The sequence below is a fragment of the Nitrospirota bacterium genome, assembly GCA_016178585.1.
Classification (GTDB): Bacteria; Nitrospirota; Nitrospiria; order JACQBW01; family JACQBW01; genus JACOTA01.
In genome coordinates this window covers 1-24,273 of the sequence record JACOTA010000053.1, presented here as the reverse complement: position 1 = coordinate 24,273, position 24,273 = coordinate 1, and the positions used below count along the sequence as shown (strand labels likewise).

Annotated in this window: 29 protein-coding genes and 1 pseudogene; 20 read left to right on the top strand and 10 right to left on the bottom strand. The window is 44.1% G+C overall.

The genetic code is table 11. The features are described from left to right. Window positions 1-413 precede the first annotated feature (413 nt). From HYR79_09240 to HYR79_09210, 7 genes are all read left to right on the top strand, one after another. Complete coding sequence (locus HYR79_09240; GenBank protein ID MBI1821878.1) at window positions 414-650, top strand: ribbon-helix-helix protein, CopG family; 237 nt, start codon at window positions 414-416, stop codon at window positions 648-650. Further along, window positions 634-1,071 (top strand): putative toxin-antitoxin system toxin component, PIN family, encoded by a 438-nt coding sequence (locus HYR79_09235; GenBank protein ID MBI1821877.1) that lies wholly within the window; start codon window positions 634-636, stop codon window positions 1,069-1,071. The genes HYR79_09240 and HYR79_09235 overlap by 17 nt, the downstream gene beginning before the upstream one ends. 149 nt (window positions 1,072-1,220) lie before the next feature. Beyond that, on the top strand, window positions 1,221-2,222 hold the full coding sequence (gap, locus tag HYR79_09230) for a type I glyceraldehyde-3-phosphate dehydrogenase (protein MBI1821876.1): 1,002 nt from the start codon (window positions 1,221-1,223) through the stop codon (window positions 2,220-2,222). Between the two features lie 72 nt (window positions 2,223-2,294). Then, the gene (locus tag HYR79_09225; GenBank protein ID MBI1821875.1) at window positions 2,295-3,488 is read left to right on the top strand and encodes a phosphoglycerate kinase; all 1,194 of its coding nucleotides are present in this window, start codon (window positions 2,295-2,297) and stop codon (window positions 3,486-3,488) included. A 45-nt stretch (window positions 3,489-3,533) separates the two neighbouring features. Next, on the top strand, window positions 3,534-4,304 hold the full coding sequence (locus tag HYR79_09220; protein MBI1821874.1) for a triose-phosphate isomerase: 771 nt from the start codon (window positions 3,534-3,536) through the stop codon (window positions 4,302-4,304). A 205-nt stretch (window positions 4,305-4,509) separates the two neighbouring features. Next, on the top strand, window positions 4,510-4,941 hold the full coding sequence (gene secG / locus HYR79_09215; GenBank protein MBI1821873.1) for a preprotein translocase subunit SecG: 432 nt from the start codon (window positions 4,510-4,512) through the stop codon (window positions 4,939-4,941). Between the two features lie 6 nt (window positions 4,942-4,947). Continuing rightward, window positions 4,948-6,504, top strand: a complete 1,557-nt coding sequence (locus HYR79_09210; GenBank protein MBI1821872.1) for a peptide-binding protein — start codon at window positions 4,948-4,950, stop codon at window positions 6,502-6,504. 4 nt (window positions 6,505-6,508) lie between these two features. Here HYR79_09210 and HYR79_09205 read toward each other — a convergent pair whose 3' ends face one another. From HYR79_09205 to HYR79_09195, 3 genes are read right to left on the bottom strand one after another with little or no spacing between them, the layout of a single operon-like run. After that, window positions 6,509-7,069, bottom strand: coding sequence for a hypothetical protein (locus HYR79_09205; GenBank protein MBI1821871.1), 561 nt, complete (start codon window positions 7,067-7,069; stop codon window positions 6,509-6,511). 15 nt (window positions 7,070-7,084) lie between these two features. Next, window positions 7,085-7,996 (bottom strand): hypothetical protein, encoded by a 912-nt coding sequence (locus HYR79_09200; GenBank protein MBI1821870.1) that lies wholly within the window; start codon window positions 7,994-7,996, stop codon window positions 7,085-7,087. Further along, window positions 7,993-8,940 (bottom strand): ParA family protein, encoded by a 948-nt coding sequence (locus tag HYR79_09195; GenBank protein MBI1821869.1) that lies wholly within the window; start codon window positions 8,938-8,940, stop codon window positions 7,993-7,995. Before HYR79_09195 ends, HYR79_09200 begins: the two co-directional genes overlap by 4 nt. 287 nt (window positions 8,941-9,227) lie before the next feature. Here HYR79_09195 and HYR79_09190 point away from each other — a divergent pair, with 287 nt between their 5' ends. The 3 genes from HYR79_09190 (at window position 9,228) to HYR79_09180 (ending at window position 11,812) form a co-directional block, all read left to right on the top strand. Beyond that, window positions 9,228-9,737, top strand: coding sequence for an NYN domain-containing protein (locus tag HYR79_09190; protein MBI1821868.1), 510 nt, complete (start codon window positions 9,228-9,230; stop codon window positions 9,735-9,737). Between the two features lie 225 nt (window positions 9,738-9,962). After that, complete coding sequence (locus HYR79_09185) at window positions 9,963-10,889, top strand: hypothetical protein (GenBank protein MBI1821867.1); 927 nt, start codon at window positions 9,963-9,965, stop codon at window positions 10,887-10,889. Window positions 10,890-10,897: 8 nt separating this feature from the next. Next, window positions 10,898-11,812 carry a hypothetical protein gene (locus tag HYR79_09180; protein ID MBI1821866.1) on the top strand — a complete coding sequence of 305 codons (915 nt, stop codon included), beginning with the start codon at window positions 10,898-10,900 and terminating at the stop codon, window positions 11,810-11,812. Window positions 11,813-11,820: 8 nt separating this feature from the next. Here HYR79_09180 and HYR79_09175 read toward each other — a convergent pair whose 3' ends face one another. Together HYR79_09175 and HYR79_09170 are read right to left on the bottom strand one after the other, a co-directional pair. Continuing rightward, window positions 11,821-13,068 carry an MFS transporter gene (locus HYR79_09175; GenBank protein ID MBI1821865.1) on the bottom strand — a complete coding sequence of 416 codons (1,248 nt, stop codon included), beginning with the start codon at window positions 13,066-13,068 and terminating at the stop codon, window positions 11,821-11,823. A gap of 3 nt (window positions 13,069-13,071) precedes the next feature. Continuing rightward, on the bottom strand, window positions 13,072-13,383 hold the full coding sequence (locus HYR79_09170; protein MBI1821864.1) for an ATP-dependent Clp protease adaptor ClpS: 312 nt from the start codon (window positions 13,381-13,383) through the stop codon (window positions 13,072-13,074). A 223-nt stretch (window positions 13,384-13,606) separates the two neighbouring features. Between HYR79_09170 and rpsU the strand changes: the two genes are divergently transcribed. The 3 genes from rpsU to mutY are packed head-to-tail and all read left to right on the top strand — an operon-like array spanning window position 13,607 to window position 15,366. Next, window positions 13,607-13,801 (top strand): 30S ribosomal protein S21, encoded by a 195-nt coding sequence (gene rpsU / locus HYR79_09165; GenBank protein ID MBI1821863.1) that lies wholly within the window; start codon window positions 13,607-13,609, stop codon window positions 13,799-13,801. A gap of 2 nt (window positions 13,802-13,803) precedes the next feature. Continuing rightward, complete coding sequence (locus HYR79_09160) at window positions 13,804-14,208, top strand: cupredoxin domain-containing protein (protein ID MBI1821862.1); 405 nt, start codon at window positions 13,804-13,806, stop codon at window positions 14,206-14,208. Window positions 14,209-14,220: 12 nt separating this feature from the next. Beyond that, window positions 14,221-15,366 (top strand): A/G-specific adenine glycosylase, encoded by a 1,146-nt coding sequence (gene mutY, locus HYR79_09155; protein ID MBI1821861.1) that lies wholly within the window; start codon window positions 14,221-14,223, stop codon window positions 15,364-15,366. Here mutY and HYR79_09150 read toward each other — a convergent pair. The 4 genes from HYR79_09150 to HYR79_09135 all read right to left on the bottom strand — a co-directional run bounded on the left by HYR79_09150 (window position 15,326) and on the right by HYR79_09135 (window position 17,758). Then, entirely contained in the window at window positions 15,326-15,772 is a 447-nt protein-coding gene (locus tag HYR79_09150) for a J domain-containing protein (protein MBI1821860.1), read from the bottom strand. The genes mutY and HYR79_09150 overlap by 41 nt on opposite strands. Before the next feature lie 14 nt (window positions 15,773-15,786). Further along, a complete protein-coding gene (locus HYR79_09145) occupies window positions 15,787-16,194 on the bottom strand; it encodes a DoxX family membrane protein (protein MBI1821859.1) in 408 nt (135 codons plus the stop codon). Window positions 16,195-16,262: 68 nt separating this feature from the next. Continuing rightward, the gene (locus tag HYR79_09140; GenBank protein ID MBI1821858.1) at window positions 16,263-16,955 is read right to left on the bottom strand and encodes a DsbA family protein; all 693 of its coding nucleotides are present in this window, start codon (window positions 16,953-16,955) and stop codon (window positions 16,263-16,265) included. A 20-nt stretch (window positions 16,956-16,975) separates the two neighbouring features. After that, the gene (locus tag HYR79_09135; protein ID MBI1821857.1) at window positions 16,976-17,758 is read right to left on the bottom strand and encodes a hypothetical protein; all 783 of its coding nucleotides are present in this window, start codon (window positions 17,756-17,758) and stop codon (window positions 16,976-16,978) included. Between the two features lie 565 nt (window positions 17,759-18,323). Here HYR79_09135 and HYR79_09130 point away from each other — a divergent pair. The 7 genes and pseudogenes from HYR79_09130 (at window position 18,324) to HYR79_09100 (ending at window position 23,571) form a co-directional block, all read left to right on the top strand. Continuing rightward, entirely contained in the window at window positions 18,324-18,755 is a 432-nt protein-coding gene (locus HYR79_09130) for an S-adenosylmethionine decarboxylase proenzyme (protein ID MBI1821856.1), read from the top strand. Further along, the gene (gene speE / locus HYR79_09125) at window positions 18,721-19,641 is read left to right on the top strand and encodes a polyamine aminopropyltransferase (GenBank protein MBI1821855.1); all 921 of its coding nucleotides are present in this window, start codon (window positions 18,721-18,723) and stop codon (window positions 19,639-19,641) included. Before HYR79_09130 ends, speE begins: the two co-directional genes overlap by 35 nt. Before the next feature lie 5 nt (window positions 19,642-19,646). Further along, a complete protein-coding gene (locus HYR79_09120) occupies window positions 19,647-21,128 on the top strand; it encodes an aminotransferase class I/II-fold pyridoxal phosphate-dependent enzyme (protein ID MBI1821854.1) in 1,482 nt (493 codons plus the stop codon). A gap of 802 nt (window positions 21,129-21,930) precedes the next feature. Next, a complete protein-coding gene (locus HYR79_09115; protein ID MBI1821853.1) occupies window positions 21,931-22,593 on the top strand; it encodes a GIY-YIG nuclease family protein in 663 nt (220 codons plus the stop codon). A 7-nt stretch (window positions 22,594-22,600) separates the two neighbouring features. Next, window positions 22,601-22,732: pseudogene (locus HYR79_09110) on the top strand (DUF45 domain-containing protein). A gap of 99 nt (window positions 22,733-22,831) precedes the next feature. Then, the gene (locus tag HYR79_09105; GenBank protein ID MBI1821852.1) at window positions 22,832-23,128 is read left to right on the top strand and encodes a DUF4258 domain-containing protein; all 297 of its coding nucleotides are present in this window, start codon (window positions 22,832-22,834) and stop codon (window positions 23,126-23,128) included. Beyond that, entirely contained in the window at window positions 23,125-23,571 is a 447-nt protein-coding gene (locus HYR79_09100) for a hypothetical protein (GenBank protein ID MBI1821851.1), read from the top strand. The genes HYR79_09105 and HYR79_09100 overlap by 4 nt, the downstream gene beginning before the upstream one ends. A 41-nt stretch (window positions 23,572-23,612) precedes the next feature. On the opposite strand, the gene HYR79_09095 is transcribed toward HYR79_09100, so the two are convergent. Then, the coding region (locus tag HYR79_09095) for a radical SAM protein (protein ID MBI1821850.1) at window positions 23,613-24,273 on the bottom strand (661 nt) is incomplete at its 5' end.

Below are 24,273 nucleotides of genomic sequence, written 5' to 3'. Positions count from 1 at the left end.
AAAAAAACAGGAAGAAACAAGGGGGTAGGTCTCCACTACAGGGCAAGTGAGATAGGTCTATGTTGATTTTTCAATCAGTTACATAAAAAAGAGGCCTGAAAAAACCTTAAAATCATCACGAAGTGAGAAAGTCGGGCTAGGTAACCGCTTTACAATCCAGTTGGAAATAAAAAACATTTTTATAAAATTAGTTATTTTTCAATGGGTTATGTATAATTTTCATTAAATTCGACAAAAATTAAAAATTTATTTAAATTCAATAAGTTATGAACAAATTAGAAAGGGGGATTACTCATATTTTATGCCAAATGATTAAAAACCCCTTGAATTGACAAAGAAAATCATTTATGATTGCAACATCATAAAAATTAACTTAAAAAAATATCAATCTAAATTAGTAAGGAGGCCTTGGATTGAGTACAGTAAAATCATGGACCGTTTCCCTCCCTCCCAAGATGATTAAAGAGGCTGAAAAAGTAGCCAAAGAAGGGAACGTGTCCAAAAGTGATTTGGTCAAAGAAGCTTTGGGACAATTCTTGGAAACCCATCAATGGAAAAAATTGCAGCAAGAGGCTGCTCAAAAAGCAAAGGAGTTTTCTTTCGTTTCTGAAGAAGAGGTGGAACGAAACGTTCATGAGAATCGAAAATAAATCTCCAAGAATAGTGCTGGATACGAGTGTTTTGCTTTCCGCACTTATGTTTTTGGGAGGCAATTCCGACTTGATTTTCCAAAAAGTAAGAAGAGGGGAGCTCAGTTTAATCACCTCTTCTTTTATTTTGCAGGAATTCAGAAAGTTTATTAAACAAAAGCTTAAATACAAAAACGATGAAATCGATGAGATTGTAAAGAACATTTCCAAGATTGGAAAAGTGGTGGAACCGCACCACCGGGCAAAGATTTTTCCAGAAAAAAAGGAAACGAACCGGATTCTCGACTGTGCGATTGAAGGAAAGGCAAATTTTATCATCTCAATCGATTCTAAACAGCTCCAACCCATTAAAAAACACGAGGGAATCTGGATCCTGAGTCCCGCTGTTTTTTTAAGAACAAAAATTTATTCCATTTCCTAAAAGTTTCCGTTTCTATGGTTTTCCAAGCAACCCGCCATAATTTTACCTTTATCAATTTTCCGCCTCATTTTTCACTTTAATTCATTGACTCTCGGATTTTGTTGCGCTATATTTTTAAATTATTTATTTTGAAATAACAAGGCCCATCAATGAGCATTCATATTGGAATTAACGGCTTCGGCAGAATCGGAAGAGTCTTCCTCCGCTCTTCACTTAAAGAGAGTGCTTACAAAATCACGGCAATTAACGACCTGGCCGATCCGAAAACATTAGCCCACCTATTAAAATACGATACGGTCCATGGTAAAATAGAGGCTGAAATCGAGGCTAAAAACCATTCCATTATTGTCAATGGCCAGGAAATCAAGGTTTTCAATGAAAAAGACCCTTCCTGTATTCCGTGGGACAAAGAAAATATCCCCCTTGTCATTGAATCAACGGGTAAGTTTATCGATCGCGAGGGGGCCGGGTTGCATTTTAAGAGCGGCGCCAAAAGAGTGATCATTTCCGCGCCCGCGAAAAAACCGGATTTTACGGTTGTCATGGGGATTAACGAACATAAACTCCTCCCGGACCATAAAATAATTTCCAACGCCTCCTGTACAACCAATTGTCTCGCTCCGCTGATAAAAGTATTGCTCCCTTTAAACATCAAAAGAGGGGCAATGACCACGATTCATTCCTACACGAACGATCAAAGAGTGCAGGACTCCCCTCATAAAGATTTGCGGCGTGCCAGAGCTTCTGCGGTTTCGATGATTCCCACCACAACAGGAGCCACCGGGGCCATTGGAGAGGTTTTTCCTGAAGTTCAGGGCATTCTGGAAGGAATGGCGATCAGGGTGCCTACCCCTAATGTGTCGTTAATTGATCTCGTGGTTGAGGTGGAAAAAGAGACCCGGGCTGAAGAAATTAATGAACTTTTCAAAAAAGCATCCAAAAACGAATTAAAAGGGATCCTCGAATATACCGAAGATCCTGTTGTTTCGATTGACTTAAATGGCAACCCCCATTCTTCGATTTTAGATTCCGCGTTAACTCGCGTGATTGATAAGCGCATGGTCAAGGTCATTGCCTGGTACGATAATGAATGGGGCTTTTCCTGCCGGATCAAAGATCTCGTCAATTTCATTATTCGAAAAGAAAATTGATAATTTTTTTGTTCGACGAATAAAAACAAGGGGTTTTCCTGATTTTATTCTGTAAGGTTTAAATTCATGAACATGAATAAAGTAACGATAGAAGATATTAAGCTAAAGGGGAAAAGAGTCATTATTCGAGCCGACTTTAATATTCCGCTCGATTCCAATCTTAATATCACGGATGACACGCGAATCCGATCGACCCTGCCAACCATTAATTACGCAATCGATGAAGGCGCGAAGGTGATTCTCTGTTCCCATTTGGGCCGTCCCACAGGAAAACAAGACCTTCGATACAGCCTTAGCCCCGTTGCCAAACGGCTGGGAAGGTTCCTTGAAAAGAAAGTCGACTTTGCTCAGGACTGCATCGGCGCTGAAGTTGAGGAAAAGGTTTCTAAACTTCAACCCGGTGACGTTCTTTTGCTGGAAAATCTCCGTTTTCATCCCGGGGAAGAATCCAACGATGAGAAGTTTGCAAAAGCCCTCGCTTCGTTAGGAGATGTCTATATCAATGACGCGTTTGGCGCCGTGCATCGAAACCATGCTTCCATCACAGGGACACCTAAATTTGTTTCCACCAGCGGCGTCGGATTCCTGATGAAAAAAGAGATTGAATATCTTGAAGGCGCGGTCGCTAGCCCTCCCCGTCCTTTTGTTGCCATTCTGGGAGGAGCTAAAGTTTCGGGAAAAATCGGCGTCATCGAAAACCTCGGGAAAAAGGTCGACAAAGTTATTATCGGCGGGGGTATGGCTTTCACCTTTCTTCTCGCGATGGGTTACGAGGTCGGAAAGTCCCTTGTAGAGCCGGATATTTTAAAATTCGCTCTTGAGATTAAGGACCACGCGATTGCAAAAGGGATTAAATTTTATCTTCCTGTGGATTGCGTTGTTGCCAACAGCACCGACCCGGGAGCTGAAACCAAAATTGTTCCCGTCCAGGAAATTCCAAAAGGATGGATCGCGCTGGACATTGGGCCAGCTTCTGTTAAACTTTTTTCAGAGGCCCTGGCCAATGCCAAAACCATTCTCTGGAACGGTCCCATGGGTGTTTTTGAAATGGATGCCTATTCACGAGGAACTTTTTCGATCGCCCATGCCGTTGGAGACGCTTATGCATTAAGTATCGTCGGAGGAGGCGATACGGCATTGGCCGTTCATCGGGCAGGGGAATCGGAAAATATGTCGTTTATCTCTACAGGAGGGGGAGCCGCTCTCCAGCTTCTTGAAGGTAAAACACTTCCAGGCCTGGCCGCCCTGCCTAACCGAAAAGAGTAAAAAGGAGTCCAGGTGAAAAGACCGCTTGTTATCGGCAATCTGAAAATGAACATGACCATCCATCAGGGACTGGAATATATAAAACATTTTCTCCCGTTTTTAGAGAACGTGGTCGAGTCAGAGGTTGTTTTGGCGCCTCCCTTTACCGTCCTTCCGCTTCTCGCGCCGGAGATTGCAAAAAGCCGGCTGCAACTGGCAGCACAGAATATGCACTGGGAGGATGAAGGGGCCTATACGGGGGAAATTTCGCCCGTTTTGATCAAAGAAGCAGGGTGTCATTGGGTCATCCTGGGCCATTCTGAACGAAGACAATATTTTGGAGAAACCTATACCCAGGTCCGACGAAAACTGGAAGGGGCCTTCCGGAACAAAATTGTTCCCATTGTCTGCCTTGGAGAAACGCTTTCTGTCCGCCGGGCCGGAAGAACGTTTCAAATGGTTGAAGATCAAATCGACGAGGTTTTAAAAGGCCTGAAACCCAAACAGGTTTTGGGAACCGTCCTTGCTTATGAGCCGATCTGGGCTATTGGAACCGGGAAAACCGCCTCGCCCTGGCAGGCCAATGAGGTGCATCACTTTATTCGAAATAAAATTGAAACGATGTTTGGAAAAGCCACCGGCTCGGAAATCCGTATTTTATATGGAGGAAGCGTCAATCCGGAAAATTGTGACACCCTGATTCAGGAGCCTGAAATAGATGGTTTCCTTGTCGGAGGCGCGAGTCAAAAAGAAGAAACGTTTCAAAAAATTATAAGCAGTGTGGAAGAAAATTGGAAAATTAAAAAAACAAAAAAACAACGGCAAAGAATAAAATAAATGTAATCGTTCAGTCAACGGTTCTCAAGCACCTGGTATGCCATTCCCTCCGACGCCGATGAATTTATCCTCATCTCTGGATTTTATATTAAGGCAGGATAAGCTAAATTCATCGAAGTCTCCATTCATGGCACATCAGGCACTTTCGTAAATGCCAACCGTTCACTGAAGGGTTACCAAATAAATTTAGAAGGGAAACCATTTCATGTACACATTTTTAATTATTATTCATCTGTTTGTCAGTTTTATTATGATCGGCGCTATTTTGCTTCAATCCGGCAAAGGGGCTGAAATCGGAGCCGCTTTCGGCGGATCAAGCCAGACGATTTTTGGAAGCAGGGGGGCGGCAACCTTTTTAAGTAAAATGACTGTTGGAGCAGCCGTTCTTTTCATGGTCACCTCCCTCTGGTTGGCTTTTCTGTCTAGAGAACGGGCAGGTGAAAATTCTATTATGAGACTTCCGAAAACTGAAGCTGTTCCCTCCCCTGCGGCTCCTGCTCCACCGGCCGGATCGACAGCTCCCGCAGCAACGACGCCGGCTCCACCACAACCGACGCAGCCTTCGGCTACGCCCGGAGGAAATCCTGCGGCCCCTGCAGTGGAAACCACTCCGGGCGCCGGGCCTAAAAAGAAATAGACCGGCATGAAGAAAGCCGACCTCTTATTTTATTTTTCCTTTTTGATCGTTTTATCGGGTTTTACGGGGAATTCAAAATCCATTTCGGTCGGCTCTATCGGCGATGCTCAAAAATTAAATCCGATTCTCGCCTCCGACGGGGCTTCCGGAGAGGTCTCTGGATGGATTTTTAACGGCCTGGTCAAATATGACCCCACCCTGAACCTGGTCCCGGATCTGGCCGAAAACTTTGAATCCTCGCCCGATTGTAAAAATGTCACCTTTCATCTTAGAAAAGGGGTCAAATGGCACGACGGTAAAGAGGTGACGGCTGAAGATGTCTTATTTACCTATCAGAAAATTATCGATCCAAAGGTTGCCACTCCCTATAGCGGAGGATTTGACAGGATTGACAAGGTCAAAATTATTACGCCCTATCAGGTCAACGTTTCGTATAAGGAATCTTTTGCCCCGGGATTGGAAAACTGGGGGCTGGGTATCATCCCGAAACACCTCCTGGAAGGCAAAGATCTTCAAACGGATTCCTTTAACCAGCACCCCGTCGGAACCGGGCCTTATAAACTGAAAACCTGGACTCCCCAGCAAAAAATTGTTTTGGTTTCAAACCCCGACTATTTTGAAGGGGCGCCCGATATCCAGCAGTATATTTTTCGGGTCATCCCTGATTCTGCGACCATGTTTCTTGAACTCCGCTCAGGAAACCTCGACTATATGGGTTTAACCCCGGTCCAGTTTCAAAAACAGACCGAATCCCCGTTTTTTAAGAAAAAATTCAATAAATTCCAATATCCCAGCTTTTCTTATACTTATTTGGGTTACAACCTCTTGAACCCGCTTTTTTCGGATAAAACAATCCGCCAGGCATTAACCTATGCCATAGACCGTCAAACCTTGATTGATGGCGTTTGGCTCGGTTACGCGAGTTTAGCGACCGGTCCTCTCCCTCCCGATTCCTGGGCCTATAATCCCGATGTCAAACCCTATCCTTACGATCCGGGGAAGGCTAAACGGATGCTGGCGCAGGCAGGGTGGATTCCCGGACCGGACGGCATCCTTCGGAAAAACGGAAAGAAATTTGAATTCACGATTATGACCAATCAGGGGAATGACGAGCGGAAAAAAAGCGCTGAGATTATTCAATTCAACCTGAACCAGGTTGGAATTAAAGTCAATATTCAGATTTTGGAGTGGCAGGCCTTGCTTCACCAATATATTGATAAGAAAAAGTTCGACGCGATTATTTTAGGATGGGGGCTGGGCCGGGACCCTGATGCCTTTGATATCTGGTATTCTAAAAAAACCAAAGAAGGGGAATTTAATTTTATCTCTTACAATAATCCGAAGGTGGACCAGCTATTGATCGAAGGCAGAAAAACATGCGACAAAGAAAAACGAAAAAAAATCTACCATGAATTTCATGCGTTAATTGCTGAAGATCAGCCCTATACCTTTTTATACTATCCACAATCCCTCCCTATCCTGGCAAACCGATTTTCAGGCGTTAAAGTCACCCCGATCGGCATTTGGTATAACTTCCCTCAATGGAAAGTCCTCCCCGAATAGGCTATTAGTTGGAAAAGAAACGGATTTCGGCTTCCGTCAGCCCCATTTCATTAAAGCCTTCCGAGAGAAACGGCGACGGAACTTTCTCTTCAGCAGATTTGGAGGGTTCGGCGTTTTTTTGGAAGGAGCCAAAAAGAGGGTCAAAAATCAGTCCCGTCACCCCTTGATAGGAAATTGCCTGGTATTTTAACAACGTCATTTCGAACTTAATGAAAGAACATAACCCTGCCCATAAAGGAGAGATTGAAACAAGACCGATGACAAAGGGAGGAAGATCAGGATCAAATTCATTTTTGTTCAAGTTGGCAAGTGCATAGCTGTTTTGAGTCAACCATACCGCATGAGACAAAATCTGAGTCGGCAGTGAGGGAGAATTTTTCAAAAGCTCAAGGGTTCCAATTCGTTTCTCTTTACGATTTAACACAAGAAGAAAAGGAGAGTCCTCTTTATTAAGGCGTACCCGCTCCGCCCTGATCGTCAAATCAGGGTGAATGTTCGAGAGATGGCTCGGAAGAATTTCTAAAAGAGTCTCATAAGAAATTGATTCTATTTTTTCAAAGCTCATCCAGTCCGGACTCCTTTAATTCCGTTCCTCAAGGAGAAAAAATGCGGGGGGAACAACCTCTTGATCCATTAAAATCTGTGTCATCGCCTTCAATCCTTTTTGAACAACAGGATTGAAACTTTTCATAAGCGGAGCTTGTTCGGAAAGCGACTGTAAAATGGAAGGATCTTTCAATAAATAACCGATGCTTTTAATCGATTGATTTAAATGGATCATGACCCCTTTCAGCATTTTATCAAAACTTTCTCTGGCCTCCTGAATCGCAGAGACGTCACAGACTCCCACATAGATTGTTAAATCAGGCTTAAGTAAAAAAAAGGCCTTGATAAATGCATACGTTTCGATCAAGTTTTGGGGCTGCGAGTCCATAAAGATCACTATTTCATTGACGCGGGATACCCATTCCGGGTTTTGAAGAAGCCGATTTGTTTTTGGGAGGTTAATGAGCATCCATTCTGAAAAAGCCTCTTCCCGGCTTAATAATTCCAAAAGCTTTTTATCCCTTTCTTTCTGCGCCGAGGGGAGGGAAACCAGCTCCAGTCGAAAGTCCAGAATCCGCAGATGGGACTCAACCGTCTTGAAAATCTTATTTTCCGAAGGATAAAGGATGTCTGATAATCCGAGCGAAGCCGGTTTGAGGCCGAACGTAGACTCGACATTAGGCTGCCGTTTTTCGACATCAATAACAAAGACTTCTTTTCCCTGCCGGGCAAGGTCTAATCCGATGTTACAGGTGAAAAAAGAGGAGGGAATATTTGAACAGAGGCTCAAAAAAGGGAGAACCCTTTTTTTCTTTTTAAATTTCAGGGAACTTTCAAACGGATTTAAACCCACGTTCTTTTTTTGGGCCTCAGAAGGAACATTCGAAAGAAAAAAATGTGAAATTTCTTCCAGGCCTTTGCTCACGGGTCTTTCTTTTTGATTCATGCGTTATTTCGGCTCCTTTCCTCCTGTGGGGCTCCGTCTATTTTTTTCTCTGAAGGTTGGGCAATAACCATAATTTCCTGTACGAAACTTTCTTCTTTTATTTCAGGTTGAATCGAAACCGATTCAACGGGAGTTTCTTGTTTTTCTTCTTTCGGAGTTTTTCCGGGCCAGATAAAGGACGGTTCATCCTGTTGAATTATTTCAAAAGCCAGACTTTGATAGTCCTCTGCGCCGAAAGACTGCCTGTCATAGACCGAAATCGGACAACCCTTCTGCGCCGCTTCCTTCAATTTCACATTTTGTCTAATAACCGCTTTTAACGTAAGGTCCTGAAACTTATTAAGAATTTGTTTTAAAATCTCTCTGGAAAAATGGCTGTGATGATTATAAATCGTCGGCAAGGCCATCACTTTGAGAAGATGATGAGCATTTTCCTTTAAAAGTTCAATCGTTTCGAGGAGTTTATTAATTCCCTGCAAGGAAAAGGAACTTGGCTCAATGGGAACGATGACCTCACCTGAAGCCATTAAAGCGTTAAATACGAGCAAACCCAAATGAGGCGGACAATCAATAATAATATAATCATAAATAAAAGGGAGCTGCAATTTTTCCAAATGATAACGGAGCTGACGCTCTCTTTCAAACGTTCCGGAGAGATATTGTTCAATGGCGGATAACCGGACGGTAGTCGGCGCCAAATCCAGGCCCGGGTAAACCTGAAGTTTGATAATATCTTCGAGGCTGGCCTGTTTAGTAAAAACATCAAACAGGCCTAATTCAATCATGTTTTCCTTAATATTAAAACCGGCGGTGGAATGTCCTTGCGGGTCAAGGTCGATCAGGAGAACTTTTTTACCGAACTCGGCGAGGAAGGCCGACAGATTGATTGCCGTTGTTGTTTTACCGCAACCTCCTTTTTGGTTCATAATCGAAATTATACGCATAGGAGTCTCTCCTTATTCATAATTTTAACTAACTGTTTGATAACACTTTGTTTTTAAAAGGTTAAAAAAAGTAGTTTGTCCAAATAAAAAGAGAAAGATTTTCAGCAAGGGAAAGGGAGAAAAGATCCCGTTTGAATGGGAAAACTTTATTCTCAACTCGATTTTTTCCTATAGGTGGTATATTTATCTTTCTTTATACCACAGATAGTATAGATGTCAATAAAAAAATGTTTTAATTTTTGTTTTTTTTATTTATTATGTGGTTAAAACGTTTTTGGGGTTAAGAATTGGCTATTCAGTTGATCATTGATGGCTATAATTTTATCGGATTTCATAAAGGGCTCTCAAAAAAACTGGAGGCTCAGCGAAACCAGCTTATTTCCATCCTTGGTTCATACCGCCAGAATAAAAATTTCCCAATTTGTGTCGTTTTTGACGGCTGGAAAGATGGAGAGCTCCACCAGCATTTTGAAATAAAAAATGGCATTGAAGTGGTCTATTCCCGTCTGGGTGAAAAAGCCGACCAGGTCATCATCCGATTCATTAAGAGGTTAAAAGAACAATGCGTGGTCGTCAGTTCAGACCGTGAAATCAGAGACTGCGCTCATCAATATGGCGCCACCGCTTTGACGATCCAGGAATTTAATTCTAGATTGAGCCATAGGGATTCCGGGCTCGATGAAGAAATGCAGAAAGAGGAAGAGGACAAGTCCCATCGCTTCGGTAAAAAGTCGGGAAATCCAAAAAAGCTTCCAAAACGGGAAAGGGCCAAACAAAACAAATTAAGAAAACTCTAAAATTCTATCCGTTCCGTCAAGCGATCTCAAGTAACTGGTATGCCCGGCTCTTCGACGCCGACGAAGTTACCCGCATCTCTAGATTTTTTCATTGTGGTGGGGTAAACAAACTTCGCCGAAGTCTCCGCTCAGGGCATACCAGCCACTTTCGCACGACTGACCGTCGTTCACTAAAGGGTTATGAAGCGTTTTACTTTATTCAGGCATTTTGATATGATCGCTTCCATGGAAAAGAAAACTTGGATTAAGCGTCCGTCTCTTCATACCGCCCGCTCTCACCCGGCAACTGCTGTTTACCAGGATAAAATTTATCTTTTTGGCGGAGGCGGCCCTGCCTTTAGGAGTCTCAATACGACCGAAATTTTCGATCCCAAAACAAATCAATGGTCTTTTGGAAAGGAAATGCCCACGCTTCGGTCAGGAGCCGCTGCGGTAACCGTCAACGAAAAAATTTACGTGATGGGAGGCGGATTTAAGAAACCGGATGGAAAGTTCCAGTTTTACGACCTGGTTGAAATTTATGACCCAAAAAACGACTTGTGGGAAAAGGGCCCTTCGCTTCTCCAGCCTCACGATTACCCCGCGTTCGCCCTCCTTAACGAAGAAATTTATATCATCGGCGGTCATCATCCCAAAGCCACCGAAGGCGGTCCTCAAACAGATCCCGGGTTTGCTTTTAGTGAAAAGCTAAATTTTAACCGCGGAAAATGGGAAGAGATCGCGTCTTTAAACTATCCCCGTTTTGCTCTCTCCGCCGGAGTTCTTGACCAAAAAATTGTCGCATTCGGAGGGGTCGCTTGTTCCGCAAAAGGTTTTTCTGAATACGATGTCATAGAAATCTACGACCCTGAAAAAAATAAGTGGTTTACAGAAAAAAATTTCGCCCTTCCCTGGCCGGCCGCGGCTCAAGGCGGGATGACCTTTAAAAACGGAATCTATCTTTTTGGAGGTTACAGTACGGAAGGGATTCATACCCGTTCTGCTTTTTTTCACCCTCAAGAACGGGATTGGAACATCCTTCCGTCTCTGGACGAACCAAGGGCGGCGGTGACACCGGTGGTGATCCGGAACGAGGTATTCCTTGCGGGCGGCTGGGCCAGGGACGGCAGGACACCCCTTCAAACGGTCACCAGTCTTCAACTTCCCTTCTGATTCGAGCCATGAACCGTTGGAAAATTTTAAAACCAATGGCCGCTGAGCGCTCTCACTGCGGAGCGTCTTCGGCGAACGGAAAACTGTTTGTTTTTGGCGGCGGCGGGTTGAATTTTAAGAGCCTCCAGACAGTAGAGGTTTATGACCCTCAGGAAGATCGGTGGAGTTTTTCCACGCCAATGCCTACCCTTCGCTCCGGTTTGGTTTCTGTTGCCTTAAATCATCAAATTTATGTCATGGGAGGCGGCTTCAAGAATCCAGACGGCACATTCAATTTCATGACCGTCGTTGAACTTTTTGACCCCGCCCGCCACTCCTGGCAAAAAGGGCCTTCTTTAAAAATGAAACATGATGCCCCATCCGCCGTGATTCACCGCGACACGATTTATTTGTTTGGCGGCCATCATCCCGAAGCCGTCGGCGGACCGTTAACGGACCCGGCTTTTGCATTTTCTGAAAGGCTAAACGAAAAACGCCAGGAATGGGAGGAGATCGTTCCGCTTCCCACCCCCCGGTTTTCATTGGGAGCAGTCTCCATAGAGGGAAAAATCTGGGCGATGGGAGGCGGCGCTTTTAGAGACAACCGTTTTCAAAATTTTGACCTGATCGAAATTTTTGACCCTGAAAAGGGAATCTGGGAACAAAATCCCTCCATCAAGCTTCCGTGGCCTTCCGCCGGAATCGGCGCTTGCGCTTTAAACAATCAGATTTATGTGTTTGGCGGAAATGACGGGACCAAGATCTCTAACCGGGCCGCGGTTTATGATTCAGCCGGAAAAAAGTGGGAGGAGCTGGAAACGATGCCGGAACCCCGGGCCGCCCCGTCGGTAGCGATTCTAAATGATACGATTTATCTGGTGGGAGGACGGGATGCGTCGGGAAAGGTTCCCACAAACACCTTGATGGCCTTTTGCCCCTCTTAAGGTTGAAATCAGGGGGTTTCAGGCGGAGGAACTAACGCAGGTTTCAATGCCGGCGGAAGAACCGCTCTTCTAAAGTACAAAAATGCCCCTCCAATAATCAGCGCGCCTGACATGCCGACCGTTAAAGGGGCGCCAAATTTATCTGCAAAAAAACCTTCCAGCAAACTTCCAAACGGCGCGATCCCTAACAGGACAAACCCGTAAAAGCTCATCAAACGCCCCCTTAATCTATCAGGAACAACGGTTTGTAATAGCGTATTTGTGGCCGCCAGCTGAGACATCATACAAAAACCGGTTGCAACCAGAATAAAAAAAGAAATTAAAATGATCTTTGAAAAAGAAAACATGATAAAAGAAATCCCCGTTCCGATAGCAACCCTAAAAATGGTTTTTTCAAAATCTTTAGATCCGATCCGGGCCAGGGTTAAGGTTCCCAAAAGAGCTCCTAATCCGGCGCCTCCCAGCAAAAAACCAAAGGTTCCGGGTCCACCCTTAAGGATTGTCTTTGAAAAGACCGGCATTAAAACAGAATAGGGAAGCCCGACAAGGCTTAACAGAGAAAGCAAGAGTAAAGTCCTTTTAATCACAGGGGTTTTCACCCCATATAAAATTCCTTCCTTCAAATATTCGAAAATCGAGATCGTCATCGCCCCTTGCCTGGAGGATGAAATTTTCATAGAAAAGAGTCCGCCAATGACCGCTAAAAAGCTTAAGCCATTGATGAAAAAACAAACCCCCTCCCCTGCCAGGCCCACCAGGAGTCCGGCAATAACCGGTCCCATCAATCTCGCTCCATTGACCGCTGAGGAGTTTAACGCAATGGCATTCGGTAAATCTTCCTTTCCCACCATTTCGATAAAAAACGACTGCCTCGCAGGAAGATCAAACGCGCTGACCGATCCCAAAAAAAATGCCAGAGAAAAAATTTCCCAGATTTGAACTTGTCCGCTTAACACCAGAGCGGCCAGGAGAAACGCCTGAACCATTGAAAGGGTCTGGGTAATTAAAATGATCCTGTGGCGGTTGTAATGATCGGCCACCACACCCCCAAAAAGTCCAAACAAAAAAACAGGAATTTGACCCACAAAACCGGTCAACCCCAGGAGTAACGGCGAATCGGTCAGCCGGTAGACGAGCCAGCTCTGGGCAATATTCTGAACCCATGTGCCTGTTAACGAAACCAGTTGTCCCAGAAAAAACAATCTGAAATTTCGGTGCCGAAGCGATTTAAAAGTGGTTAAAAGGAGACTTTTCATGAATCATTCAGGTTCAATGACGCAACGGAAGGGGAAACCTTCCTTTTTGGCGGCATCATGCACCTGGACCTGACGAAATTCGGCCTGTTCCTTAGGAAGGGTTGTAACATGAGCCGAGCCGGTTTGATGGACTTCCAGCATAAGTTTGACAGCCGTGGGGTAACCTTTTTGAAAAATGGCGAGTAAAATTTTAACGACAAAATCAAACGTCGTCACGTCGTCGTTTAAAAAGATGACTTTATAAAGACGGACAGGCTCTATTTGAAAGCTCGAATCTATTGTTTCCAGGGGCGCTGTTTCGGGGACTGTTGGCATAGGATTGTTTTTAACAAGTTTTTATTTTGTCTAATCATATCACATCTTTATAGACTCATTACAGGGTCTGCTCGCCCAATTGCCATAAATTATGAACTTGACATTATTGAGCCATTGCTTTAATGTCGAGCAGGTTGGTCTTATTAATTAATTTTGCCGAAATTTTCTTTTAAACTGCCCGGAAAATGAATTCTTCCGGGTCACAAAACATGCGAGGTCTGAATTGGAAGTTAAAGTCTATAACAACGAAGTTGCGCGGGCCCTTAAGTATTTGTCCAAAAAAATGATTAAAGAAGGGGTCATGAAAGAGATAAAAAAACGAAAATTTTACGAAAAACCGAGTGTAAAGAAAAAACGAAAACAAAAAGAAGCCATTAAAAAAAGGTTAAAAGCTGAAAAGTTTGAATTTCATGATTAGCGATGAAAATTTTAAAAACATGCGTTCCCTTTTTAATACTGTTTTTATTGATTTCCTTTTCTATCGTTCAAGGGGATGTCAAACCGGTTAAAGATATTAGAAATATCAACGTCATTATCGTAGAAAAAGGAACCTTATCTTTTTCTCCTAAAGTCATCCTGGTAAAACCCGGAACAACGGTTACCTGGGCAAACCAGGATTCCCAAGACCATTTTTTAATGTTTTCCTCCGCCACGTCAGACGCCAAAACAATTGAAAATGAACCTCCCGTCAATGAGCCTCTCCATCCAGGAGACCGGTTCCAGCATAAAATTTCTCATGTCGGGGTTTATCCTTTTTTTTGCGGGATTCATAACCAGATGTGGGGAATGGTAATGGTTGATGAACATGTCGCAGGATCCAGGTAAGGGCGACCCCCTGTGGTCGCCCAGGGCAGGCACGGGGGCCTGCCCCAAAAAATATTGGCGTTGAAAGTAAACCCGGAAATTTCCAAAAATCTCCTCAGGTGGTACAAACAAAATGGCCGGGAACTCCCATGGCGAACCAGCTTTTCCCCCTATTCAGTCTGGGTATCCGAAATCATGCTTCAACAAACTCAGGTCGACACCGTTATCCCTTACTATCACCGTTTTCTTTCTTCTTTTCCGTCCGTACAAGCCCTCGCGGAGGCGCCTTTAGATAAAGTCTTAAAAGGATGGGAAGGATTAGGGTACTATTCACGGGCGAGAAATCTTCAAAAATCAGCCAAAATAATTGTCAAACGGCTCCAAAGCCGGTTTCCCGACCAATTTGAGGAGATCATCAAGTTGCCGGGTATCGGAAAATCAACTGCTGGCGCAATCTTAAGCCTTGCGTTTAACCAGCGCTTTCCTATTTTGGATGGAAACGTCCGGAGGGTCCTTTCCCGATTGTTTGCCGTACAAACAGCTCCCGGTCCAAAAACAGATCAAAACCTCTGGGACTATTCCTCCTCTCTGGTCCCAAAACAGGCAAGGGAATTTAATTCGGCGCTTATGGATTTAGGCGCCACCGTCTGCAAGCCCAAACAACCCTCCTGCGGGCTCTGTCCCTTAAATTCCTTTTGCCTCGGGTTTAAAAAGAACCTTCAAATGGTTCTTCCACTTAAGAAAAAGAGAGAGAAAATTCCTCTCTATTTTCATGCGGGAATGGTCATCTGGAAAAACAAAAAGGTTTTAATTCGAAAAAGGCCGGTAAATGGATTGTTGGGTGGGTTATGGGAATTTCCTGAGTCGGTGGTGGATCAAGCCGATTTAACCGATCAAACAAAACTCAATCGTGTGTGCCAAAACCTGAATATCAAACTGAAAAACAAAAGTTTTCTTTTTAAGCTGACTCATACGTTCACCCATTTTAAAATGGAGCTCCACGTATTTGAGGCCGATTACCTTTCCGGAAATATCGGCCGCGACGGAAGCTTGCGGTGGGCCTCATTAGAAGAAACTGAAGGTTTCCCCTTTTCAACAACCCATAAAAAAATTATCCAAAATCTCGCCGACACTCGCTTCAAAAACGAAAAAACATCAAAAACAGAAGAATTAAGATAAAAGGGGCGGCAAACGGGAAAATCAGGACAACCAGCATGGCCATTAGTTCAATAAAATCAAAGAAATAATTTAAGACGGGATATCGGGTCCATTTTTTTTTCTTTCGGCCATCCTTTTTAATTCCGTTAAAAACGGATTCTGATCCTGACGAAAAACGTCGGACAATTCCCGGGAATTTTCGGTGGGTAATACGGTCATACTCATTCCGTGATTTAGGGTCCGAAAGGACAAAGTAGGCTTCTGAAATATCCTGAAAAATCCCTTTTACTTTTTCTTCTGTTTTTTGATCGTAATGCCGGTCGGGATGAAACTGGAGGGCTAATTGATGGTAGGCCCGTTTGATTTCTTTTGGGGTGGCTGTCGTCTTGACACCCAGTAATTTATAATAATCGAGGTAGGTTTTCATCACCGCACCCCTTTCTAATCTGGTTTGTCTTTAAACCATTGATCTACAGTCCATCTCTGATCCGGATAAAAATAAAGATTTAGCCAAAAAATCAACAGAACCGCGTTTCTAAAAATGGCGGTTCCCCCTGACTCCTTAACGCCTAACGATTTAAAACAGCCGCAATCTTCAAGCGGAATTCCTCTCAGGAGGGTAATTCCAATGGCTGAAGTTAATAAAAAAAGCAAAAGCCCCACCATAACCAACGACACTTTATAAAAAAGGCCGATGATTAAGAAGGTCCCGAAAAGAATTTCGATCCAGGGAAAAAAAAGAGCAAAGGGTTTCAAAAAAGGGTCAGGGAGGAGTTGATAATTTTTTAAAACCACCACAAACTCTTCCGGGGGATGGGTTAGTTTTTCAAACCCACTTAACACAAACATTCCACCTAAAAAAATTCTGGAAAAAAAAACAAAAGCAAAGTAACTTGCGTTTTTGTTAAGGGAGGCCATCAGGAGCGAAGGTTAAGTTCGTTTTCTACAGCCTGCTTCAATTCAAACAGCGAATTCCCACCGATAACCCGTTGTTTATTGATAAAAATCGTCGGTGTCGACTGGATTTGAAGAGCATCTCCTCTGTCCACATCTTCACTGATGACAGACTTTTTCTTCTCCTGGTCGAGGCACGCGTTAAAAATTTCAGCATTTAACCCTAACTCCCCCGCGTAGATTTTAAACGTCTTCTCCGCGGCCGAGTCTTTAGCCCAAATCTCCTGTCGGTCATAAAGCAGATCGTGGTAAGGCCAGAATTTTCCCTGGTCGTTCGCGCATTGCGCCGCTTCCGCGGCAACCATGGCCCATTGATGGTTCTGGGTTAACGGGTAATTATAAAAAACAAATTTTATTTTTTCCGGATAATCGGCTAAAAGCTGTTTAAGGTTGGATTCAGCCCCGCGGCAGGCCGGACACTGAAAATCACTAAATTCAGAAACAATAACTTTTGAATTAGGGTTCCCTTTGAAGGGACGATTTCCGGGGTCGGACAGGTCAACCGGCCGGATGCTTTTGACGGAGTAAACGATGACAAGCAAAACCAACACCATCATTACGCCCATGGCGACCCGGTTATATAATCGCCGGTTCTTTTTTGACTGGCTTTTCGTCTCTTTTTCTTTTTTTTGGTTTAAGGATTTATTTTTTTTCATTCTTTAACGACATGGAGGATTTATTTCCGCTTAACCCTCTTTTTGCGGTTCACCGGGTTCATTTTTAATTTTAAGCCCATTAAAACCCAACAGCTAAAAAGGAACGTAAAAACCAAAACTCCCGAAAAAAGCTCAAAATGGATCTTCGATCCGGTTAAGCCAGCCCATTGAGACGTCATTTGATTGATCTGGCCATAAAGAGGCGTCAGGTTTGTAAAAGCAATGATCGCTGAAACGAGGGTTCCTGCCACAATTCCTTCCATAATAGGACGTGTTTTTGAAGTGTGCCCCAGCCAAATTCCTCCGGCACAGCTCATTATAATCATTTCAAGAAAAAGCATGGATCGATGAGAATCAACAAGATCGCCTTTAAATAATCTTACCATGAGAGAAGGATCCATCCTCATCCATAGATTGGTCAACGATCCATCTGAAAGGAATAATATCATTGCATACTGGGAAATTTCCATCAAAAACTTAATCCCCAACGAAATAACAATGGCTCCGGCAATCCGCCATGGGGAAAGGTTCATAAAATAGGACGGGGAGGAAATCTCAACGGGAGCCGTGACAGTTTCCCTGCTCTTTTTTGGGTGTTCATTCGAAAAGGGACGATCCAGCATGGGGTAAATGATCGTATAGAAAATAGGGAGAAGGGGAACCACCAAACCCAGGTATTCTTTCAAATCGAGCAGAACAATCAATTTAATAAAAGTAAAAGCCCCGAGAACCGCTAATACCAGCGTCGAAATTAAGACCCAAACATTTCTGGCAGAGGGGGTATCTTGTTTTAAAACCGCCATAATCTCTCCACTCCTTTTTTGGAACACGCTTCATCGATCATAGGGGCTCACGTCGCCCCCTTCTACTGGCATAGCCAGTTGCTTCACCTATTCATATTCAGGGGCCTTCGAGAAATTCACTCTCAATGCCCCCCGAACCCCGCGTTACGCACTGGCATAGCCAGTTGCTTCACTTATTCATATTCAGGGGCCTTCGAGAAATTCACTCTCAATGCCCCCCGAACCCCGCGTTACGCACTGGCATAGCCAGTTGCTTCACTTAATTATATCAGTTTTTTTATTTTTTTCTGTTGACTTCAACCCTTTTTCACCCTCATGATACTTTTACTTTTTTAAAGGGGCTTCTCCGTTTAAAAAATATTTTTGTCAGAAAAAGATTTTTTCTTGACAATTAGAAATATTGAGATATATTTACAACGAAATTTAGTTTTTTAGTTCGAGAAGATAAAAAACTTAGCTTCGCTGCGGAACCGCTCGCGAGCAAGCTTTGTGGGAGGTGAGATTTTTAAAAATAACCACAAACAATGGATCGAAAAATCCATTCATTTGAAAGGGGGCAAATCGATTGCACGCCTTGGGGACCCATGTCCTTGTAGAATTACAAGATTGTAATTCTAAACTATTAAATGATCTTAAGAAAGTCGAAGAGTTTATGGTCTCTGCAGCAAAAGAGGCCAGAGCAACCATCCTTAAAGTTTATTTTCACAAATTTAGCCCCTTTGGTATAAGTGGCGCAGTGGTTATCGCGGAATCCCACCTGACCATCCATACCTGGCCCGAATATAAATATGCGGCTGTTGATATTTTCACCTGTGGCGATTTGCTTCAGCCACAAGTCGCAGCCGATTTTCTAATTGAAAAATTCCAATGCAAAACCCCGTCTATCGTTGAAATGAAACGAGGGTTGCTGGCCAGAGGAAATGTCAAACTTCCTCACAAACCATTGAAAGAAGCAGGTCCTTATGTCCGAGCCGAAGAACTACAAATGGTTCCATGATTTTTTAAGTCCCGAGGAAGGTCATATCCACGGGATCGAGACCATTTTATACTCCAGGCAGACAAAGTTCCAGAAAATGGAAATCATGAGGACCAAAAGCTATGGAGATTGCCTCGTTTTAGACGGAAAAATGCAGTCCAGCGAGGTGGATGAATTTATCTACCATGAAGCTCTGGTTCACCCGGCCATGCTGACCCACCCCGCTCCTAAACGAGTCTTTGTCGTCGGAGGGGGGGAAGGGGCAACCTTACGGGAAATCCTTCGCCATAAATCGGTTGAATATGTCCTGATGGTGGATATCGACCAGGAGGTCGTGGAAAGCTGTAAAGAACATCTTCCGGCCTGGCACAAGGGCTCTTTTGACGACCCCCGGGTGGAACTCCGCTATCTTGACGCGCGAAAATACCTCGAAGAAACAAAGGATGTCTACGATGTCATTATCATCGACATCTCGGAACCGGTTGAAGAAGGTCCAGCCTATCTTCTTTATACCAGAGAGTTTTATTCAATTGTTTTAAACCGGCTTTCAAAAAGCGGCACGATCTCCCTTCAGGCGGGAACGACTTCGGTCAATGCTCTGCTCAATTTCAGCGCGGTTTACCAGACCTTAAAGACGGTTTTTCCCGTTGTTTCTCCCTATCAAGCCTATATTCCCTCGTTTGGACTCCCATGGGGATTTGCCATGGCCTCCAAAGAATTTGATCCGCAGTCTTTCTCCCCGCAAACCGTTGATGAAAAAATTCGCCAGAGAATCAAGGGCAATCTCCAATACTATCACAGCGAAATTCATCAGGGGCAGTATCTTCTTCCGAAACATATTCGCCAGAGGATTGAAAACACTGAGCGAATTATTGAAGACAATACCCCTCTTTTCTCCTACCATTAAATAAAATGGATGAAGAACAATTCAAAACCCCTTTGTTTGACGCCATGGTCAACCTGGCGGAATTAAGGAAAGTCTCGTTTCACACCCCCGGACACAAAAGCGGTAAAGGAATTTCAACCCGATTTCGTAAATATGTCGGGCCTCGTATTTTTTCCATTGATTTAACGACCCTGGACGAGGTTGACTCCCTTCAAAAACCGAAAGGGGTCATTAAAGAAGCTCAGGCGCTTGCGGCAAAGGCCTACGGCGCTGAACGGTCTTATTTTCTCGTCAATGGGACGACCGGCGGCAACCATGCCATGATGATTACGGTTTGTAATCCCGGCGATAAAGTCATCATTGCCCGTAATGCCCACAAGTCGGTCCTGGCAGGGCTGATCTTAAGCGGAGCCCAGCCGTTATTTTATTCCCCCAGCGTCGACGAACAGCTCAAAATTTCACTCAATGTCACCTTTGAAGAGACGAAAGCCGCTATCGATGAATATGTCCCCCGCGGCGCACGGGCGATTTTTCTGACCAGCCCGAATTATTATGGAATTTGCGCCGACCTCGAACAGATTATCCCCTATGCCCATGAAAAAGGGCTTGTCGTCATGGTCGACGAGGCGCATGGGCCCCATCTTAAATTCCATCCCGATCTGCCGATTTCCGCCCTGGAGGCCGGAGCAGACCTGTCGGTTCAAAGCACTCATAAAATTATCGGAGGGATGACCCAGGCCTCTATGCTTCATGCCCAGGGTCCTCGGATCGACTATACGACCTTGACCAATGTTTTGAAATTTTCCCAGACCACCAGCCCCTCCTATATCTTAATGGCTTCGCTCGACCTTGCCCGGATGCAAATGGCAACGGAAGGATTTAAGCTTCTGGATAAAGCGATTAAACTGTCGGAAGAAGCGAGAACAAAAGTTAACAAGATCTCAGGAATCACCTGTTTTGGAAAGGAGACTCTAAAAAACTCGTTCTTCTCGAATGTAGGCGATCTGGACGTGACCAAACTGACGATTTCGGTCAAAGACCTCGGCCTTTCAGGCTTTCAGGCCTCTCAGATCTTAAATACGAAATACAGCATTCAGGTTGAAATGGCCGATCCGTTCCATATTCTTGTCATTGTCAGTATCGGCGACCGGAAAGACGATTTAAACCGATTGATTGAAGCGTTAAAAGAGATGTCGAAAGACTATTACAAGGGGCATCAGGTCACTCCGCTGGAATCGATTGGACTCCCCCAATTCAAAAATCAATCGGTCATGACCCCCAGAGAAGCGTTTTTTACCGACCCGGAATATGTCAAACTCGAAGACTCCGTCGGAAGAATCGCCTCAGAAATTATCACCGTCTACCCGCCCGGAATCCCGCTCCTCGTCCCCGGAGAAGTCATTGTCCAGGAAATTCTCGATTATCTTTACAAGATGATTGAACTCAACGCCACCGTCGACGGCCTCAACGAAAACAACACCTTAATCAGTACGATAAAAAAACCCTGAAATTTTTATTTGTTTGCCGCGGTTGTGGCCTGGGTCAAGGCCAGGGAAGGGGGATTCCGTCACGGGTCAAAGCGTCCACCGGCATTGCCTCCTCTGTCGTATTTACTTCGGCATGGAACGCTCATGAACCGCCTTCCATGCAGGTAGTTTATCTCTTGAAACGTGGTTTGGCGCACGACCCATTCCTACACCCCCTCCCCTGACCTCTCACCGCAGTTCTATCACTGCCGATAAAACTAAGTGGAACACAAGAAAAAACAACCTTGCCACCCCCAGTTTTGGTTCCCTTTAACGGGAAGGACCAAGGCAAGGGGTGGCGGAGTTGATCCCAGCGGCAAACGGACCATCGAAAAGGCCCGACCCTGCCGGCTTCCGCGTTTCATGAGCGGAAACGGCCACGGTAATACGTTTGGACAGAGGGGTTCTCCGATCGCCCGACTTTGGATCGACGACAGAATCCCTTGTCTTGGGCCGCGGTATAAAAACTGGGGGTGGGCAAGAAAAAACAACACATTGACTTAATTTGTTCAATTAGAGTAGAACTAAACCTCCAGTCGCTCTTCGCTCCATTACGGGGGGAATTTTAAAGTTTAATAACCATTGGCAGTAACTATGACAATCAGCAAAGAGCATATCATAAGGGAAATAACAAGACCAGCGATAGACTTCGCACCCACTTATTAATCATGTCATTGCGAGCACCGAAGGGTGCGTGGCAATCTTATCGTAAAGTCTTGAGATTGCTTCACTTTGTTCGCAATGACAGCTTTCTAACTCTGTTCTTGGGAACGACGGTATACCTTTGGGAATGGGGCGATTTTCCTCTGAAACAGGTATAAAGAAATATGACTGGTTCGGAAAATATTGGACCAAGTGGAGCGATGCCATAAAAGAGGCTGGTTATCCACCAAATATATTTAATCAGCCTTACAATGAAGACCTTCTTATACGAAAATTGATTGATCTCATTAGAGAAATAGGAAAGTTCCCAACTAAGGCTGAGCTTACATTGAAGGCTAATAAGGATAAACATTTTCCAAGTTCTAATACGTTTGATCGATTCAAGAAACATGAAAAAGCCAAGAAAATCGTTGAGTATTGTGAAAAACAGGGTCAATTATCTGATGTGCTCGAAATATGTCGTCCAATTCTCTTTTCAGATAAAGAAATCAAAGAGAATAAAATAGATATAGATATCGCCGTTGAGAATTTCGGGTTCGTTTACCTGATGAAATCTGGCAAGTATTATAAAATTGGCAGAAGCAATAGTGCCGGCAGACGCGAATATGAATTAGGCGTTCAACTTCCAGAGAAAGTACAATTGATCCATAAAACAAGTACTGATGATCCGGTTGGAATTGAGGCCTATTGGCATAAAAGCCTGGAAGATAAAAGAAAAAATGGGGAATGGTTTGATCTTTCTGGAGCAGATGTAAAGGCATTCAAGAGAAGAAAGTTTATGTAAGGAGCATCATGAACTTCTCTATCTCCGCGTCCCCAATCATGGAAAGCTGTTTAAATGCCTGATGACCGCCTATTTACCGAATTGGGAAGAAATGTCAGGCAACCGGACCAAAGGATTCTGTAAATATTCCTATCAGTAAGATTTATCTTTAGAAAAATCTTTACGTCTCAACCATCAGAAATGAACAAGAATAAATCATTGACTTATTCAATGACTAGGTATATGATTTTGATTTGATATGACCCTGCCGGATTTGATACGGAAGATCATCGATGCAGTCATCAATGAAAATGTGCGATTTTCCATTCATGCCCTGGAACAAATGAATGAGCGAGGGTTAGTTTATCAGGATGTCGTTCAAATCGCCCGATCTTGTATTCATTTTAAGTGGCAAGAAGAGAAACAGACTTATTTAATCCTCGGATATGCCCTGAATGGGAAGGGTGCTGCTTTCGCCTGTAAACTTGATCACGGCATCGTCATCATCACCGTGATGTGGAGGCATCTTTCAAAAAAGGAGAGAGAAAAGATATGAAAACAACAACGATCAAGGGAGTAGGTGGTCTAAATTATATTGAAATTAGAAATGTTCCTATTCGGGTAAGTAAAGACAAAGAGATCGATCAAATTGTCATGGTAAATCTTGGCGATCTGGAAAAACTCGTTGCCATCGAGATTATAAAACAAAAAATTCCCTTACATGGTCAAGAAGTGATGTTTCTTCGCAAAGTTCTCGGTCTTTCTATGGAAAAATTCGCAGGATGCCTGGGACTCACTTCCGGGTCGATATTAAAATGGGAACGTGCAAAAGAGAAGTGGCTGACGCCCATTAATGAGGTCGCCGTCAGAACTCTGGTTGCAGAAAAACTCAAAGTCGATATTCCAGGCAAATTTTCATCTTTGGTGGGAACAGAAAATATACCCGAAAAGCTCTCGATTACCTGGAGTCAAACCGGCCTAAAGAAGAAAGCAGCGTAAGATTTTCCGCAGGGGCGGGTTTTAAACCCACCCCTGCATTATTATTGGATGATCCGGCCGACGAGGTCGTAGGGGTGGGCGTCGGTGATTTCGACTTTGACCATATCGCCGGGGTTGGCGACACCGTCATTGATATAGACCAGACCATCCCCTTCGGGCATCTGGCCATAATACCGTCCTTCTAAAAGAAGGTCGGTTTCTTCCGAAAGGCCTGAAACCAGGACATCCTGGACGGTTCCTACCAGTTTCTTATGATTTTCATGGGAGATTTTCTCCTGTAATTTCATGATCTTGTCCCACCGCTCCTGTTTGACCTCTTCTTCCACCTGGTCTTTCATTTCTCCGGCAGGAGTTCCCTCTTCCTGGGAATAAACAAAGACCCCGAGCCGCTCAAACCGGGTCTCCTTCACAAAATCATAAAGAACATCAAAATGTTTTTCAGTCTCACCCGGAAAACCGACAATTAGCGAGGTCCTTAAAACCAGGTTGGGAATCCGTGCTCTCATTTTTGAGATGAGTTTAATCGTGTATTCCTGCTGATGGATCCGGTTCATTTTTCTTAAAATTTCTTCGTCAATATGCTGAAGCGGCATATCGATGTAATGACAGATTTTGGGCTCGCTCGCAATCAGATCGATCAGTTTATCCGGAAAAGGATGGGGATAGTTATAAAGTAAACGAATCCAATCGACTTCGGTTTTG